The sequence below is a fragment of the Tabrizicola sp. genome, from assembly GCF_041919135.1.
GTDB lineage: Bacteria > Pseudomonadota > Alphaproteobacteria > Rhodobacterales > Rhodobacteraceae > Tabrizicola.
Window position 1 is genome coordinate 123,586 of record NZ_JAYRUJ010000001.1, and the last position, 15,550, is coordinate 139,135.

The window sequence follows — 15,550 nt, forward strand, 5'->3', positions numbered from 1 at the left end:
CCGCCTCACGCATTTGCCGCCCCGGAATAGATCGCCCGCACCAGATCCGAATCCACGACCTCGCCGACCGTGCCATCCATCACCATCCGCCCCTGATGCAGGACGACGATGCGTTGCGAGACGATGCGGACGAAATCGAGGTCGTGTTCGATCAGGATCACCGCATGGCCCAACTCGCCGCTGAGGCGCTGCAGCACGCCGCCGATCATGGCGCGTTCGGCCTTGGTCAGGCCCGCCGTCGGTTCGTCCAGCAGGATCAGCTCCGGCTCCAGCGCCACCACCATCGCCAGTTCCAGCGCCTGTTTCTGCCCGTGCGACAACAGCCCGGCGCGCTGGTTCAGCATCCCGTCCAGCCCGGTCAGGCGCAGGATGTCAATTGCGGGGGCCGGCAGGCCGATCCGGCGCGACCGGCGCACAAGGCTGGGCCGGTCCAGCGACATCCGCGCCAGCCGCAGGCAATCGGCGACGCTCAGGCTTTCGAACACGCTGGCAAGCTGGAACTTGCGCCCCACGCCCAGGCGCACGATCCGTTCGGGCGGCAGGCCGCCGATGTCCCTGCCCAGCACGGTGATGCTGCCGGAGATCGGCTCGGTCCCGTCCGAAAGGCAGCGCATCATCGTGGTCTTGCCCGCGCCATTGGGGCCGACCAGGCTGACAAGCTCGCCCCGGTGCACCTCAAGGTCGATGCTCTCCAGGACATGCAGGCTGCCGTAGGACTTGCCGAGGCCCCGCACCGACAGGACCGGCCCCGGGGCATCGGCGCGACGCCTGGTCGGGATGGCGACCAGTTCGGGCGGCCTGCCCTGATGCCGCCGCCGCGGGACGAGACCCGCAAGGCCGCGCGGCAGGAACAGGATCATCACGACGAAGATGGCCCCGATCAGCAACTGCCACAGGAAGGGCAGCTCGCCCGAGAGCTTGGCCCCCAGCCAGTCGATCCCCAATGTCCCCGCCACCGGGCCCAGCAGCGTTCCCCGGCCGCCAAGCGCGGTCCAGATCACCAGCTGGGTGCCGAAGACGAAGCCCGCGATCTCGGGCGCGACCATCCGCGCCGCATTGGCCAGCAGGAACCCCGCCAGCCCCGCGACCCCGCCCAGCACCGTCATCAGCAGGATGCGGACAAGCTGCACCCGCAGGCCCAGATAGGCCGCGCGCATCTCGTTGTCGCGGATCGCCACCAGCATCCGCCCGGCGTCGGAGCGCACGAAGACCCAGGCCAGGCAGCCGAAGCCGATCAGCACCATCCCGGCCAGCCGGAAATGGTTGGCCGCCCCGAGGGCCAGCGTCGGATAGCCCACCAGCCCGCTGGACGAGCCGGTGGACTGGCCGCCCGCAAAGATCAGCTGCGTCATGACGATGGGCACCACCAGCGAGATCACCGTCGCGTAAAGCGGCGTCGCCCCCTGATGGAACGACAGCCAGCCAACCAGCGCCGCCAGCAGCGTCGGAATCGCAATGGCCAGCACGAAGGCCAGGACGAAATGCTCGGGCGCGCCGCCCAGATGGGTCAGCACCATGGCGGTGGCATAGGCTCCGGCGTCGAAAAAGGCCGACTGGCCGAAGGTCAGGATGCCGGTGAACCCCCACAGAAGATCGACGGTCAGCGCCAGGATCGCATAGATCATCGACCGGGTCAGGACGTTCATCGTGAACCGATCCAGGACCAGCGGCCCGGCCAGGACCAGCACCGCCGCCAGCAGCAAGAGCACCGGCAGCAGCCCGCGGGATTGCGTCGTGCGGTCAGACACCGGCAAATCCTTTCGGGCGCAGGCGCAGCATCAGCGCGCAGAGGACGGCAACGGTCATCCCGCCCAGGATCGGGCTGACATGGGTGCTGACCACCACCTGCGCCGTCCCGAAGACGATGCAGGCCAGGGCCAGCGCCCGGACCGAGGATCCCGAGACCATCACCAGCATGAAGCAGCCGATCAGCCAGATCACCCCCATGTTCGGATCGACCGAGGTCAGCGGCGTAAGCAGCACCCCGGCGCAGGCCGCAACCGCCGAGCCAAGCATGAATGTCGCCAGCCGCACCCTTGCCGTGTTGATGCCAAGGGCGCGGGCCAGCGCCTCGTTCATGATCACCGCCCGTGCGGTCAGGCCCAGCCGGGTGCGCTCCAGCGCCAGGACGAAGCCAAGCCCGATCGCCAGGGCGATCGCGATGGCGGTCAGGCGATAGGCGGAATAGGCGGTGCCCAGCACGTCGACGGTCCCGGTCATCAGCGCCGGGATCATCTGCACGTCGCGTCCGAAGGCCAGGGTGATCAGCTGCCCGATGACGATGCCCAGCCCCCAGGTGGCCAGGATCGCGTCCAGCGGCCGGGCATAGAGCGGCCGCACGACCAGCCGCTCGGTCAGGCCGCCCAGCACGCCGCCGACCACGAAGGCCAGGGGCAGCGCCAGCCAGGGGCTGACCCCCAGCGCGGTCGTGACCACGGTGGCATAGGCCCCCAGGCCCAGCCAGGCGCCATGGGCGAAGTTGATGATCTGGAGAACTCCGAAGATCATGAAAAGACCGGACGACACGATGAACAGCACCGCCGCCGTGGTCAGCGAATCCAGAACCAGGACCATGCACCCGTTCCCGCAAGAGATGACCGAAAATGCGGGGCGCGCGCGCGCACGCACGCCCCGCACCGCTCAGCGCGCCGTCAGAGGTCCGGGCACTGCTCGCCCGGATCGACGTCCTTGAAGCTGGACACCACCTTGACCGAGCCGTCGGCCTGGATCTCGCCCAGATACATCGTCATCGGGGCGTGATGCTGCTTGGACATGGCGATGGTGCCGCGCGGGCCGGTGAAGGAGACCTCCGGCAGCGCCGCAAGCACCGCGGCCGTCTCGGTGCTGCCCGCCTTCTCGACCGCCGCCTTGTACAGCCAGATCGCCTCGTATTGCGGGACCGACAGGTCGTTGGGGGTGCGCAGGTCGGCGCCGAACTTGGCCTGCATCGCCTCGAGGAAGGTCTTGTTCTCGGCGCTGTCGATCCCGGTCACATAAGAGGCCGAGATGATGATCCCGGCGCTGTCCGCGCCCAGGGTGGCGGCCGTGCCCTCGTCCACGGCAAGATTGCCATAGGGCAGGTCGATGCCCGCCGCGCGCAGCTGCTTGATCAGCGTCACGTTCGGCGCGCCGCCCGAGGTCGAGGAGATCAGCGCCTCGGCCCCCGAGGCCCGCAGGTTCGAGATGATCGCCGTCCAGTCGCTGCTTTCCAGCGGCAGGTATTCCTCGCCGACGATCTCGCCGCCGTTGTCGGTGACATATTTGCGGGTGAACTCCAGCATCCCGCGGCCGAAGGCATAGTCGCTGCCGACCAGGAAGAACTTCTTCGCGCCCGCCGCCATGAACTGGTCGACCACCGGCGGGACCTGCTGTTCGGGCACCCAGCCGTTGACGAAAAGGTTCGGGCTGCAGGACCGGCCCTCGTAGAAGGAGGAGTAGATGTAGGGGACGTTCCCCTCCTCGACGATCGGCAGCCCGGCGTTGCGCGCCGAGGAGACCTCCATCGTGATGATGGCGTCGACCTTGCTGTCGAAGACCAGCGAGTCGAAGGCCGCCTGCGCCCCCGCCGCGCCCGAGGCGTCATCGGCGATCTTCAGTTCCAGCGGCCGCCCCAGGACGCCGCCCTGGGCGTTGATCTCTTCGACCGCGAGTTCGGCGGATTGCACGACCGAGGGCGCGACCACGCTGTTGGCGCCCGACAGGCCGACCGGGATCCCGATCACGATCGGCTCGCCCTCCTGGGCAAGGGCCGCGCCGGCCAGAAGACCGGCCGTGCCGACGGTGGCAAGAAGTGCTGCGAATGTCCGTTTCATTTCTTTCCCTGTTTTCTGGTTGCTGTTCCGCCGGCTTCCGGCCGGTCCGTTTCCTGCGCCGTCAGCCGTAGACGTCGGTCCGGCGGTCGCCGAAGACATCGTTCCTTTCGCTGACGGCCCGGTTCCTGGCCACCACGCCGGTGGGGATGGTGGCGATCAGGATCTCTTCGCCATCGGCGCTTGCCGGCCCGGCCAGTTGCCAGCCGTCCGCCCCGATGATGACGCTGTTGCCCAGGAACTCCTGGCCGCGCTCGGTGCCGATGCGGTTGGCGCAGGCGATGGGCAGGCCGTTGCTGTGCGCCGCCGCGCGGTGCAGGATATTGGCCATGATCTCGGCCCCGGCGGGCTGGTTCGGCATCGGCACCCAGTTCGTCGGCACGCAGACCAGATCGCAATTCTCGCGCGCGAGGTGGCGGAACACCTCGGGGAACCAGCCGTCATAGCAGATCACCACGCCGAAGCGCCCGACCGGCGTGTCGAAGACCGGCAGGCCCAGGTCGCCGGGCTGGAAGCTCAGCTTCTCGCGGTTCCACAGGTGCAGCTTGCGAAAGGTGCCGAGATGGCCCGAGGGGCCGCAGATGATCGCGGAATTGTAGACCCTGCCTTCGTGCAGCTCGTTCATGCCGCTGACGATGTGCAGGCCCAGCTCTGCCGCCAGCGCGATGAGCTTCTGCGACGGAGGTCCTTCGGGAATCGGCGCGGCAAGCGCCCGCGCCTCCTCGGGCGAGGCGAAGTTGTAGCCGCTGTCGGCCAGTTCCGGCAGCACCACCAGCTTGGCCCCCCGCGCCGCCGCGGCGCGGATCAGCCGCTCCATCGCGGCCAGGTTCGCCTCGACCTTGCCGACCTGCGGTTCGAACTGCAGGCAGGCCACGGTCACGGTTCCGGGATTCTGATTGGTCAAGGCGCTCCTCCAAACGCAAAAACCCCCGGCCGCGGAATTCACCGCGCAACCAGGGGGCTTTCCAGCCGATGATGTCAGTATGCGGCAACCCTGCCGCTTTCCCTGCGCCGGCCTGTCTGCACGACGGCCGACGACGCGGGGTGACGATGCCCCTCCCGGCACCTTCGACCCTCAGTAATGCACAATCCCGCAAGCCTGGCGAGAAGAATTTTTCCCGCCGTTCATTTTCCGGTTCCGACCGCGATCGACAGGCCAAGGCCGGTCAGCGCCTCATGCGCGGTGATGATGCTTTCCGCCACGGCCGTCATCGAGATCTGCCGCGAGGTCGCCTGGTCGCGCAGGAAACGGTAGGCCTCGTCCTCGCCGATGCCACGGGCGGCGCTGATCACCTTGGTGGCCCGCTCGACCGTGCGGCGGCCGCGCAGGGTGTCCTCCAGCTTGCGCACCTTGCCCGCCAGCCGCCCCTCGAAGCTGCGGCGATGGCGGGCCAGCACGAACTGCGCCAGGATCCCGAAGGGACGCAGCGGCTTGGAGATCACCGCATGGGCGTTCAGATCCAGGATCGACTGCATCGCCGTCGGCGTCTCGTAGGTCATGATGGCGATCACCGCCGGATCGTGCTCGGCCAGCAGTCCCGCCAGCGCCTCGCCGGGGCGGTCGTCGACCTGCACGAAGACCACGTCATAGCGGCTGGGGATCGACCGGGGCAGCGGCCACATCGCCTGCACCGAGCAGCCCAGCCGGCGCAGGTGGTCGGTCAAGAGGCGGCCGTCCTCGTCATTGGGATGCAGGACCAGCACCTGCGAGCTGCGCAGCTCGTCCAGGATGCGGCGCGGGCCCGGTTTCATGCCTCGATCCAGCTTTCGTCGAACCGCACGGTGGCAAGATAGGGATCGGGCCGCAGCGGCGCGGCGGCCTGCCAGCGGATGTCGAACAGCCCCCCGTCGCCGACCACGCCGATGCGCGGGGTCAGCCACAGGTGGCGCGTCTCGGCATCCACCCGCACCGGCCCCTCGGGCGCGATGACCTGCTGGCCCAGGAAGGCCTGCGACAGCGCCCCGGTCTCCAGCGTTCCGGCCTGTTCCAGCGCCAGCGCAAGCAGGCGCGTCTGCGTATAGGCATTGGCCGACCAGGTGCTGGTGGTCGCCTCGCTGCCGAATCGCTCCCGGAAGGCGGCGACGAAAGCGGCATTCGCCGGACTGTCGACGGTCTGGAAATAGCTCGAGGACAGGATATGGCCGACGCAGAACTCCGGCCCGATCCGGCCGATCTCGGTTTCCGCCATGGTCAGCGAGGCGATCGGCCGCTGGCGCGGGTCGAAGCCCGCCTCGGCATACATCCGGTAGAACTCCCGCGCGGGCCCGCCGATGATCGTGGCGAAGACCACATCGGGCGCGGCCGCCCTCACGTCGTCGATCAGCCCCCGCAACGCGCCGGTGTCGGCCGCCAGCGGAACATGGCGCTCGCCGACGATGCTGGCCCCCCGCGCCTCCAGCAGGTCGCGCATCACCCGGTTGGATTCGCGCGAGAAGATGTAATCCGCCCCGCAGAGGAAGATCCGCCGGCCGTGGTTGCGGACCAGGTAGTCCGCCAGCGAGCAGCCGATCTGGTTCAGCGTCGCGCCGGTGTAGATGACATTCTCGGAATATTCGAACCCCTCGTACATCGAGGGGTAAAGCAGCAGACCATTGTGCCGCTCGATCAGCGGCAGCACCGCCTTGCGGCTGGCCGAATGGGAGCAGCCGAGGATCACATTGACCCCCTCGTCCACCAGCAGCTCACGCGCCTTCTCGCGATACAGCCGGGGGTCGGATTCGGGATCGCGCATCACCGGGGCAAGCGGGCGGCCCCGGACCCCGCCCGCGGCGTTGATTGCCTCGATGGCCAGGATCGTGCCGCGGATATGTTCCGCCTCGGTCACCATGCTCAGCCCGCGTTGCGAGAAGAGGATGCCGATGCGCCATTCTTCGGGAAGACCAGCCATGCCCTGCGGAATCGGGTTGGAAGGAGCCGCGGCCGCGACGCATTCGACGGCCCGCGGCAAACCATATGGCCTGTCCCGGCCTGCGTATAGCCCCGTTCTTTGCGGCAGATATGGCGCCGGGGCCCCGGAATGGGCTACAGGTCGCGGGGCGATCGCCGCCCGTCCGACACTCCGGGGACCCCATGCAACTGCCCGTTCCGCTTGTGACCATCGGCCTTCTCCTGGCCTCGAACGTCTTCATGACCTTCGCCTGGTATGGTCACCTCAGGTTCAAGTCGGCCGCGCTATTCACCGTGATCCTGGTCAGCTGGGGCATCGCCTTCTTCGAATACGTCCTGCAGGTCCCCGCCAACCGGATCGGCCACGGCCATTTCTCGGCGGCCGAGCTGAAGACGATCCAGGAGGTGATTACGCTGTCGGTTTTCGCCGTCTTTTCCGTCTTCTACCTGAAAGAGCCGCTGGCGTGGAACCACCTCGTCGGATTTGCGTTCATAGCGGCGGGGGCGTTCTTCATCTTCCACAAATGGGCCTGAGACCGGCTTTCCCCGACCGGCCGCCTGTGGACAAATCACGGCCGCAGGCGTAGCCCGAGGATCATGCAGACCACCCGTTTCCTGGACCGGACGACGCCGCCGAAGATCGTCACCCTGATCCTGATGGCCGGGCTTTCGGCCCTGACCATGAACATCTTCCTGCCATCGCTGCCCGGCATGGCGGCCTGGTTCGGCGTCTCCTACGGCGTCATGCAGCAATCCGTCGCGCTCTACCTTGCGCTTTCCGCCGCGCTGCAGGTGGTGATCGGCCCGATCTCCGACCGCTACGGTCGGCGCAAGGTGCTGCTCTGGGCGCTGGCGCTGTTCCTGCTGGCGACGCTCGGCACGCTTCTTGCGCCCAATGCCACCGTGTTCCTGATCTTCCGCATGGCCCAGGCGGTGATCGCCGCCGCCATGGTCCTTTCGCGCGCCATCGTCCGCGACATGGTCTCGGACGCCGAGGCCGCCAGCATGATCGGCTATGTCACCATGGGGATGAGTATCGTGCCCATGGTCGGCCCGGTGATCGGCGGCTGTCTCGACGATCTCTACGGCTGGCAGGCAAGTTTCGCGCTCCTGTTCCTGCTCGGGGCCGGCACCCTCGCCCTCGTCTGGGCCGACCTGGGCGAGACCGCGAGCCCCCGTCGCATCTCCCTGGCCGAGCAGGTCCGCAGCTACCCCGCCCTTCTCGCCTCGCGCCGGTTCTGGGGCTACACGCTCTCGGCCGCCTTCGCCTCGGGCTGCTTCTTCGCCTATCTCGGCGGCGCTCCCTACGTCGGCGACAAGATCTATGGCCTCTCCTCCACCCATGTCGGCGCGCTCTTTGCCCTGACCGCGATCGGCTATGCGGTCGGCAACTTCCTCGCCGGGCGCTATTCGGTGCGCATGGGAATGAACCGGATGATCCTGCTCGGCTGCATGGTGACCACCCTCGGCCTCGCGGTTCTGGCGCTTTTCACCCTCGTCGGGATCTCCGGCCCCACGCTGTTCTTCAGCCTGATGGTCTTCATGGGCCTCGGCAACGGGATCTGCCTGCCGAATGCCAATGCCGGCCTCCTCTCCGTCCGGCCCGAGCTTGCCGGCACCGCCTCCGGCCTTGGCGGCGCGATCCTGATCGGCGGCGGCGCGGCGCTGGCGGCCTTCGCGGGCGTCCTCCTCGGCCCCGGCTCGTCCGAGATGCCGCTGATCCTGCTGATGCTCGCCTCCTCCATCGCCTCGGTCGTCTGCATCCTTTTCGTCATGCGCCGGGCACGACAGATCGGCGCTCCCTGAATCGATGGTTGACGCGGCTTTGCAAAGCGGCACATTGCTTTGCAAAGAGGTCCGCCATGTCCCAGAAGCTTTACGCCGGCGTCAAGCTGCGCGAGATCCGCACCCGCCTCGGGCTGACGCAGAAGGCCTTCGCCGACAAGCTTGCCGTCTCGCTGCCCTATCTGAACCAGATGGAGAACAACCACCGCCCGGTCTCGGCCGCCGTGGTGCTGGCGCTGGCGCAGGAATTCGGCCTCGACGTCACCGAACTGACCGTCGGCGAAAGCGAGCGTCTGGTCACCGACATGCGCGAGGCGCTGGCCGATCCGGTCTTCACCTCGGCCACCCCGCCGCTCGCCGACCTGCGCCTTGCCGCCTCGAACGCGCCGGCGCTGGCCCGTGCCTTCCTGAACCTGCACCGCGCCTACCGCCAGACCCACGAGCGCCTCGCCTCGCTGGACGAGGCGCTGGGGCGCGAGGATGCGACCCTGCGCCCCTCGCCCTGGGAGGAGGTGCGCGACTTCTTTCACTATTGCGACAATTACCTCGATGCCATCGACCGCGCGGCCGAACATTTCGCGACCGCCACAAGCAACGGAAAATCCATCGAAATACTGGCACAGGACCTGCTTCGCCGCAGCGGGATCAGCCTGCACTATTCGAACAGCGCGCCCCTGCGCCGCTATGATCCCGCCGCGCGCCGGCTGGACATCTCGGCCCGCGCCTCGGGCCCGTCGCAACGCTTCCAGCTGCTGCACCAGGTCGCGCTCCTCAGCCAGAACGAGCTGTTGGAGGCCACCCTCGACCTCGCCCGCTTCTCCACGCCCGAGGCCCGCGACATCGCCAAGATCGGCCTTGCGAACTATTTCGCCGGGGCGGCCCTCCTGCCCTACCGCGCCTTCCTGACCGCCGCGCAGGAGGTGCGCCACGACCTCGAACGCCTGGCCGACATCTTCGGCGCCAGCATCGAGCAGGTGGGCCACCGCCTCTCGACCCTGCAGCGTCCCGGCGCCAAGGGCATCCCCTTCTTCTTCGTCCGCGTCGATCAGGCCGGCACGATCACCAAGCGCCATTCCTCCACCCGGCTGCAATTCGCCCGTTTCGGCGGGGCCTGCCCCTTGTGGAACGTCCACCAGGCCTTTGAAACGCCTGGACAATTCCTGCGCCAACTGTGCGAGACCCCGGATGGCGTGCGCTACATCAGCCTGGCGCGCGACGTGTCGAAACCGGGCGGCGCCTTCCTGGCCCCGGTCCGGCGCTATGCCATCAGCCTGGGATGCGAGGTGCAGCACGCCCCGCAACTGGTCTATTCCGACGGGCTCGACCTGAAAGGCCGGTTCGAGCCCATCGGCATATCCTGCCGGATCTGCGAGCGCACCGATTGCCACCAGAGATCCGTCCCCCCGCTGGAGGGACGGCTGAAGATCAATCCCAACGCCCGCGACCTGCTGCCCTATGAGATCGGCTGACCCGTCCCCCCCGCGAAGAGGAGACGAAGTCGAACGATGAGCCGCCTTACTTCCGCAGCGCCACCGCGATCTGGTCCTTGATCCGCGAGCGTTGCTTGCGCAGCTGCTCTTCTTCTTCCTCGGTGCGCAGGTCCAGGCGCGTTTCGGCCCGGTGCACCTTGTCGTTCACCTCGTCATACTCGACCAGAAGCTTCGCGAATTGCGGGTCCGAGGTCTTCAGCGCCGTGATTTCGGCCGCCTGGCCGGGGAATTCTTCCTGCAGGGTGTGCGGGGTGTTCGACATGCCTGTCTCCTTCTTTGACTGTCGCCGTGTAGTTTATGGCAGGGCGGCATGCCAGACCTTGACCGGGATCAAACCCAAGGAAATCAGCGTTGTGCCGTGCGCCAGTTCGGGTTGATCCAGGGCTCCAGGTTCGACGCGGGCAGGGGCGTGCGGCCCAGGATGTGATCCGCCGCCTTCTCGCCGGTCATGATCGACGGCCCGTTCAGGTTGCCGTTCGTCACCTGCGGGAAGATCGACGAATCGGCCACCCGCAGCCCTTCCACCCCGATCACCCGGCATTCGGGATCGACCACCGCCATCGGATCCGAGGCCCGCCCCATCCGCGCCGTGCCGCAGGGGTGATAGGCGCTTTCGACATGCTGGCGCAGGAAATCGTCCAGCTCGGCATCGCTCTGGTAGCCCGGCCCCGGCTGCAGCTCCTTCTTCACGAAGGGCCTGAACGCCTCCTGCCCGAAGACCTCGCGGGTCAGGCGGATGCAGGCGCGGAAATCCTCCCAGTCGTCGGGATGCGACATGTAGTTGAAGCGGATCACCGGCGCGTCGGCCGGATTGCCCGACCTCAAGCTGACCGCGCCGCGCGACTTTGACCGCATCGGCCCGACATGGACCTGGAAACCATGCCCCTCGGCCACCGCCTTGCCATCGTAGCGCACGGCGATCGGCAGGAAATGGTATTGGATATCAGGATATTCCACCCCGGCCTTCGAGCGGATGAAGGCGCAGGCCTCGAACTGGTTCGACGCGCCCGGCCCCCTGCCGGTCAACAGCCATTGCGCCCCGACCCAGGCCTTGCCCCAGAGGTTCCAGTACTTGAACAGCGTCACCGGCTGGCTCGCGGCATACTGCATGTAGATTTCCAGATGGTCCTGCAGGTTCGCGCCCACGCCGGGCCGGTCCGCGACGACCTCGATCCCGTGTTCCTTCAGATGCGCGGCCGGGCCGATCCCCGACAGCATCAGAAGCTTGGGCGAGTTGATCGACGAGGCCGCCAGAATCACCTCGCGCCCCGCCCGGATCACTTGCCGCCCCGCCCGGGTATCGACCTCGACCCCGACCGCGCGCCTGCCCTCCATCACCACCCGGCGGGCAAGGCCGCGCACCACATAGACATTCCCGCCCGCAAGCGCCGGCTTCAGATAGGCATTGGCCGCCGACCAGCGCCGGCTTTTCCAGATCGTCGCCTCCATCGGGCCAAAGCCCTCTTGCTGCTGGCCGTTGTAGTCGGCCGTCACCGGATAACCCGCCTGTTCCCCGGCCTGGATGAAGGCGTCGAACAAGGGATTGGCGCGCGGCCCCCGGGTGATGTGCAAGGGCCCCGAGGTCCCCCGGAACTCCGCGCCCGAGCCGCCGTGCGAATGTTCCATCCGCTTGAAATACGGAAGAACATCGGCATAGGACCAGCCATCCGCCCCCATCTCGGCCCAGGTGTCATAATCCCGCGCATGGCCCCGGACATAGACCATCCCGTTGATGCTGGAGGACCCGCCGATCACCTTGCCGCGCGGCGTCGCCAGCACCCGGCCGCCCAGGTGGGGCTCGGGCTCGGTCGCGAAACCCCAGTCGTAGATCCCCATGTTCATGGGATAGGACAGCGCCCCCGGCATCTGGATGAACGGCCCCGCGTCCGATCCGCCATGCTCGATCACCGTCACCCGCCGGCCCGCCTCGGCCAGCCGGTAGGCCATGGCGCAGCCGGCCGAGCCCGCGCCGACGATCACATAATCCGCGTTCATTCCCCCATCCCCTGCTCCAGTTCCGCCTCCAGATGGCGCAGCGCGAAAGCCACTGCCGCCGCCCCGTCCGGGGCCCCCGATTTCAACACCTCGCGCAGGTAGAGCCCGTCGATCATCGCCCCGAGCGATTCGGCGATCTGGGGCGCCCGCGCCCCCGCCAGGGGCCGCAGCGCCGAGGTGAGGTTGGACCGCAGCCGTCCCTGATAGACCGCGAGCAGCCGCTTCGCCTCGGGCACCGTCAGCGCCATGACCCAGAAGTTCAGCCAGGCGCTCACCGCCTCGCGCCGGAAATTGCCGGGGCTGAAACTGGCGCGCAGGATCGCCCGGATCCGCCCCTCCGCCCCCTCGGCCGCCGCCAGCGCGCCGCGCACTTCCGCCCCGTAGAGCGTCAGGATATGGCGCATCGCGGCCAGGAACATGTCTTCCTTGGACCCGAAGTAATGGTGCGCCAGCGCCGAGGACATCCCCGCCCGCTTGGCGATCTGGCTGACCGTCACATCCAGCGAGCCCACCCGTCCGATCTCGACAATGGTGGCTTTTACCAGGGCTGCCTTGCGGATAGGCTCCATCCCAAGCTTCGGCATTTCGGTCCGGCTCCAGAAAACTCTTGCCAAACCGAATAAGAGCGAAGTTTATTGACTCGTCAATCAACAAAAATCAGGGAGCCCTCCATGACCCTCAGATCCACCCTCCTGACCACCGCCGTCACCTTCGCCCTGGCGGGTTCCGCCTTTGCCGAGGGCTGCGACAAGATCGTCTTCTCCGATGTCGGCTGGACCGACATCACCGCCACCACCGCCGCGACCACGCTGGTCCTGGAAGCCCTGGGCTACGAGACCGAGACCAAGGTCCTTTCCGTTCCCGTCACCTACACCGGCCTTGCCGAGGGCGACGTCGACGTCTTCCTTGGCAACTGGATGCCGACGATGGAGGCCGACCTCGCCCCGCACCGCGACGCCGGCAAGGTGGAAACCGTCCGCACCAACCTGGAAGGCGCCAAGTACACGCTGGCCACCAACGAGCCCGGCGCCGCGCTTGGCATCAAGGATTACAAGGATATCGCCGCCCACAAGGATGAGCTTGGCGGCCAGATCTACGGGATCGAGCCGGGCAACGACGGCAACCGCCTGATCATCGAGATGATCGAAAGCGGTCCCTTCGGCCTCGACGGCTTCGAGATCGTCGAAAGCTCGGAGCAGGGCATGCTCGCCGAGGTCGCCAAGAAGACGGACGCCGGCGAGCCGATCGTCTTCCTCGGCTGGGAACCCCACCCGATGAACGCCAGCTTCAAGATGACCTATCTCTCGGGCGGCGACGAGGTCTTCGGCCCGAACTACGGCGGCGCGGTGGTCGATACCAACGTGCGCGCCGGCTATGTCGCGGAATGCCCGAACCAGGGCAAGTTCCTGCAGAACCTCGTCTTCTCGCTGCCGATGGAGAACGAGATCATGGGCAAGATCCTGAACGACGGCGAAGACCCGCGCGACGCCGCCAAGGCCTGGCTCGCCGCCAACCCCACCGCATGGGAGCCTTGGCTGGACGGCGTGACGACCAAGGACGGCGGCGACGCCAAGGCCGCCGTCACCGCCGCGCTGCAGTAACGACCAAGGCCCCGGGGACCAACCCGGGGCCTATCTTCACCGACCGGGGGGACGGAATTGGACTGGCTGACGGATCACAAGATCCCGGTCGGCAAGGTGGCGAAGACCATCTTCGACTGGATGAAGGACAATCTCTCACCGCTCTTCGACGCGATTTCCGCCGTCATGGAGGCGATGATCGCCGGCATCCTCTGGCTTTTGCAGACGCCGCATCCGCTGGTCGTGATCGCCTTCTTCCTGGCTCTCACCTGGGGGCTGCAACGCAGCTGGAAGGTCTGCCTCGGCGTCCTCCTCGGCTTTCTCTTCATCCTCAACCAGGGTTACTGGGAGGAGACGACCGAAAGCCTCACCCTCATCCTTTCCGCCTGCGTCGTCTGCATGGGCCTTGGCGTGCCCATAGGCATCGCCGCCGCGCATCGGCCCCGGCTTTACACCGGCCTCGCGCCGATCCTCGACCTGATGCAGACGCTGCCGACCTTCGTCTACCTGATTCCGGCCATCGTCTTCTTCGGCCTCGGCATGGTCCCCGGCCTGATCGCCACGGTGATCTTCGTCCTGCCCGCGCCGATCCGCCTGACCCATCTCGGCGTCTCCTCCACGCCCATGGCGCTTCTGGAGGCCGCGACCGCCTTCGGCGCCTCGCCCCGGCAGCGGCTGTGGAAGGTGGAACTGCCCTGGGCCATGCCGCAGATCATGGCCGGGCTGAACCAGACCATCATGCTCTCGCTCTCGATGGTCGTGATCGCGGCGCTGGTCGGCGCGAACGGCCTTGGCGTCCCGGTGGTGCGCGCCCTGAACAGCGTGAACACCGCGCTTGGCTTCGAATCGGGCTTCATCATCGTGGTGGTGGCCATCCTTCTCGACCGCATGCTCCGGGTGTCGAAATGAACCGTCCCGCCGTCGAATTCGACCGCGTCTCCATCGTCTTTGGCGACCATCCGCAACGCGCCCTGCCGCTGATGGACGCGGGCAAGACCCGGACCGAGGTGCAGCAGGCCACCGGCCAGGTGCTGGGCGTCCACGACTGCTCGCTTACCGTGGCCGAGGGCGAGATCCTTGTCCTGATGGGCCTCTCCGGCTCCGGCAAGTCCACCCTGCTGCGCGGGGTGAACGCGCTGAACCCGGTGGTACGGGGCGAGGTGCGGGTGCTGGACGGCGACAGGATGGTGTCGGTCACGAAGGCCGACCCCGAGACGCTGCGCCGCTTGCGCGCCACGCGCATCGCCATGGTCTTCCAGCAGTTCGGCCTGCTGCCCTGGCGCACCGTGCGCGAGAATGTGGGCCTGGGGCTGGAACTGGCCGGCCTCTCGGCCGAGGCGCGGCGGCCCCGCGTCGATGCCCAGCTCGAGCTGGTGAACCTGTCGCAATGGGCCGACCGCAAGGTGGGCGACCTGTCGGGGGGCATGCAGCAGCGCGTCGGCCTCGCCCGCGCCTTCGTGACCGAGGCGCCGATCCTGCTGATGGACGAACCCTTCTCGGCGCTCGACCCGCTGATCCGCACCAAATTGCAGGACGAGCTTCTGGACCTGCAAAGGAAGCTGAAGCGCACCATCGTCTTCGTCAGCCACGACCTCGACGAGGCCTTCAAGATCGGCAACCGCATCGCCCTGATGGAGGGCGGCCGGATCGTGCAATGCGGCACCGCGCGCGAGATCATCGCCAACCCGGTTTCGGAATATGTGGCGGATTTCGTGGCCCATATGAACCCGCTGGGCGTGCTGACCGCCCGCGACGTGATGGAGCCCGGCGCACCGGGGGCCGCCGCGCCCGAGCTGCCCGCCGAGACGCCGGTGAAGGACATCATGGACCTGATGTCGAAGGGCGTGGCCGAACTGGTGGTGACGGAACATGGCCGCAACCTCGGCATGGTGCGCACCGCAAGCCTGATGGCCAAGCTGATCAACCCGCGCGGCTGAAGGCCCTCCGCAGGCAGGTGGCGGGGCCAGCCCATGTCGGACCAAATTGTCGGCCAGACCGGCATGG

General features: G+C 67.5%; 15 protein-coding genes. 6 read left to right on the forward strand and 9 right to left on the reverse strand.

Features of this window, described 5'->3' with window-relative positions; all coding sequences use genetic code 11:
• Positions 1–5 precede the first annotated feature (5 nt).
• The 6 genes from ACE3UA_RS00610 to ACE3UA_RS00635 form a co-directional block, all read right to left on the reverse strand.
• The gene (locus tag ACE3UA_RS00610; protein WP_374641436.1) at positions 6–1,748 is read right to left on the reverse strand and encodes an ATP-binding cassette domain-containing protein; all 1,743 of its coding nucleotides are present in this window, start codon (positions 1,746–1,748) and stop codon (positions 6–8) included.
• Positions 1,741–2,574: a branched-chain amino acid ABC transporter permease gene (locus ACE3UA_RS00615; RefSeq protein ID WP_374641438.1), complete on the reverse strand. Its 834-nt coding sequence runs from the start codon at positions 2,572–2,574 to the stop codon at positions 1,741–1,743. Before ACE3UA_RS00615 ends, ACE3UA_RS00610 begins: the two co-directional genes overlap by 8 nt.
• 77 nt (positions 2,575–2,651) lie before the next feature.
• On the reverse strand, positions 2,652–3,812 hold the full coding sequence (locus ACE3UA_RS00620; protein WP_374641440.1) for a substrate-binding protein: 1,161 nt from the start codon (positions 3,810–3,812) through the stop codon (positions 2,652–2,654).
• A 61-nt stretch (positions 3,813–3,873) separates the two neighbouring features.
• Positions 3,874–4,713, reverse strand: a complete 840-nt coding sequence (locus tag ACE3UA_RS00625) for a nitrilase family protein (RefSeq protein WP_374641442.1) — start codon at positions 4,711–4,713, stop codon at positions 3,874–3,876.
• A gap of 221 nt (positions 4,714–4,934) precedes the next feature.
• Positions 4,935–5,561 (reverse strand): ANTAR domain-containing response regulator, encoded by a 627-nt coding sequence (locus ACE3UA_RS00630; RefSeq protein ID WP_374641444.1) that lies wholly within the window; start codon positions 5,559–5,561, stop codon positions 4,935–4,937.
• A complete protein-coding gene (locus ACE3UA_RS00635; protein WP_374641446.1) occupies positions 5,558–6,697 on the reverse strand; it encodes a transporter substrate-binding domain-containing protein in 1,140 nt (379 codons plus the stop codon). Before ACE3UA_RS00635 ends, ACE3UA_RS00630 begins: the two co-directional genes overlap by 4 nt.
• A 182-nt stretch (positions 6,698–6,879) precedes the next feature.
• On the opposite strand from ACE3UA_RS00635, the gene ACE3UA_RS00640 reads away from it, so the two are divergent.
• From ACE3UA_RS00640 to ACE3UA_RS00650, 3 genes are all read left to right on the forward strand, one after another.
• Positions 6,880–7,230, forward strand: a complete 351-nt coding sequence (locus ACE3UA_RS00640) for a DMT family protein (protein ID WP_374641448.1) — start codon at positions 6,880–6,882, stop codon at positions 7,228–7,230.
• 63 nt (positions 7,231–7,293) lie between these two features.
• A complete protein-coding gene (locus ACE3UA_RS00645; RefSeq protein ID WP_374641450.1) occupies positions 7,294–8,502 on the forward strand; it encodes a multidrug effflux MFS transporter in 1,209 nt (402 codons plus the stop codon).
• Between the two features lie 56 nt (positions 8,503–8,558).
• Positions 8,559–9,950: a short-chain fatty acyl-CoA regulator family protein gene (locus tag ACE3UA_RS00650; protein ID WP_374641453.1), complete on the forward strand. Its 1,392-nt coding sequence runs from the start codon at positions 8,559–8,561 to the stop codon at positions 9,948–9,950.
• A gap of 46 nt (positions 9,951–9,996) precedes the next feature.
• Here the strand turns inward: ACE3UA_RS00650 and ACE3UA_RS00655 are convergent, their stop codons facing one another.
• The 3 genes from ACE3UA_RS00655 to betI all read right to left on the reverse strand — a co-directional run bounded on the left by ACE3UA_RS00655 (position 9,997) and on the right by betI (position 12,550).
• Complete coding sequence (locus tag ACE3UA_RS00655) at positions 9,997–10,233, reverse strand: YdcH family protein (protein WP_374641455.1); 237 nt, start codon at positions 10,231–10,233, stop codon at positions 9,997–9,999.
• An 83-nt stretch (positions 10,234–10,316) separates the two neighbouring features.
• Positions 10,317–11,966 (reverse strand): choline dehydrogenase, encoded by a 1,650-nt coding sequence (gene betA / locus ACE3UA_RS00660; RefSeq protein ID WP_374641457.1) that lies wholly within the window; start codon positions 11,964–11,966, stop codon positions 10,317–10,319.
• The gene (gene betI, locus ACE3UA_RS00665; RefSeq protein ID WP_374641459.1) at positions 11,963–12,550 is read right to left on the reverse strand and encodes a transcriptional regulator BetI; all 588 of its coding nucleotides are present in this window, start codon (positions 12,548–12,550) and stop codon (positions 11,963–11,965) included. Before betI ends, betA begins: the two co-directional genes overlap by 4 nt.
• An 87-nt stretch (positions 12,551–12,637) precedes the next feature.
• Here betI and choX point away from each other — a divergent pair, with 87 nt between their 5' ends.
• The 3 genes from choX to choV are packed head-to-tail and all read left to right on the forward strand — an operon-like array spanning position 12,638 to position 15,483.
• Positions 12,638–13,567: a choline ABC transporter substrate-binding protein gene (gene choX / locus ACE3UA_RS00670; RefSeq protein ID WP_374641461.1), complete on the forward strand. Its 930-nt coding sequence runs from the start codon at positions 12,638–12,640 to the stop codon at positions 13,565–13,567.
• 57 nt (positions 13,568–13,624) lie between these two features.
• Positions 13,625–14,455 (forward strand): choline ABC transporter permease subunit, encoded by an 831-nt coding sequence (gene choW, locus ACE3UA_RS00675; protein ID WP_374641463.1) that lies wholly within the window; start codon positions 13,625–13,627, stop codon positions 14,453–14,455.
• The gene (choV, locus tag ACE3UA_RS00680) at positions 14,452–15,483 is read left to right on the forward strand and encodes a choline ABC transporter ATP-binding protein (protein WP_374641465.1); all 1,032 of its coding nucleotides are present in this window, start codon (positions 14,452–14,454) and stop codon (positions 15,481–15,483) included. The genes choW and choV overlap by 4 nt, the downstream gene beginning before the upstream one ends.
• The last annotated feature ends 67 nt before the right edge of the window (positions 15,484–15,550 follow it).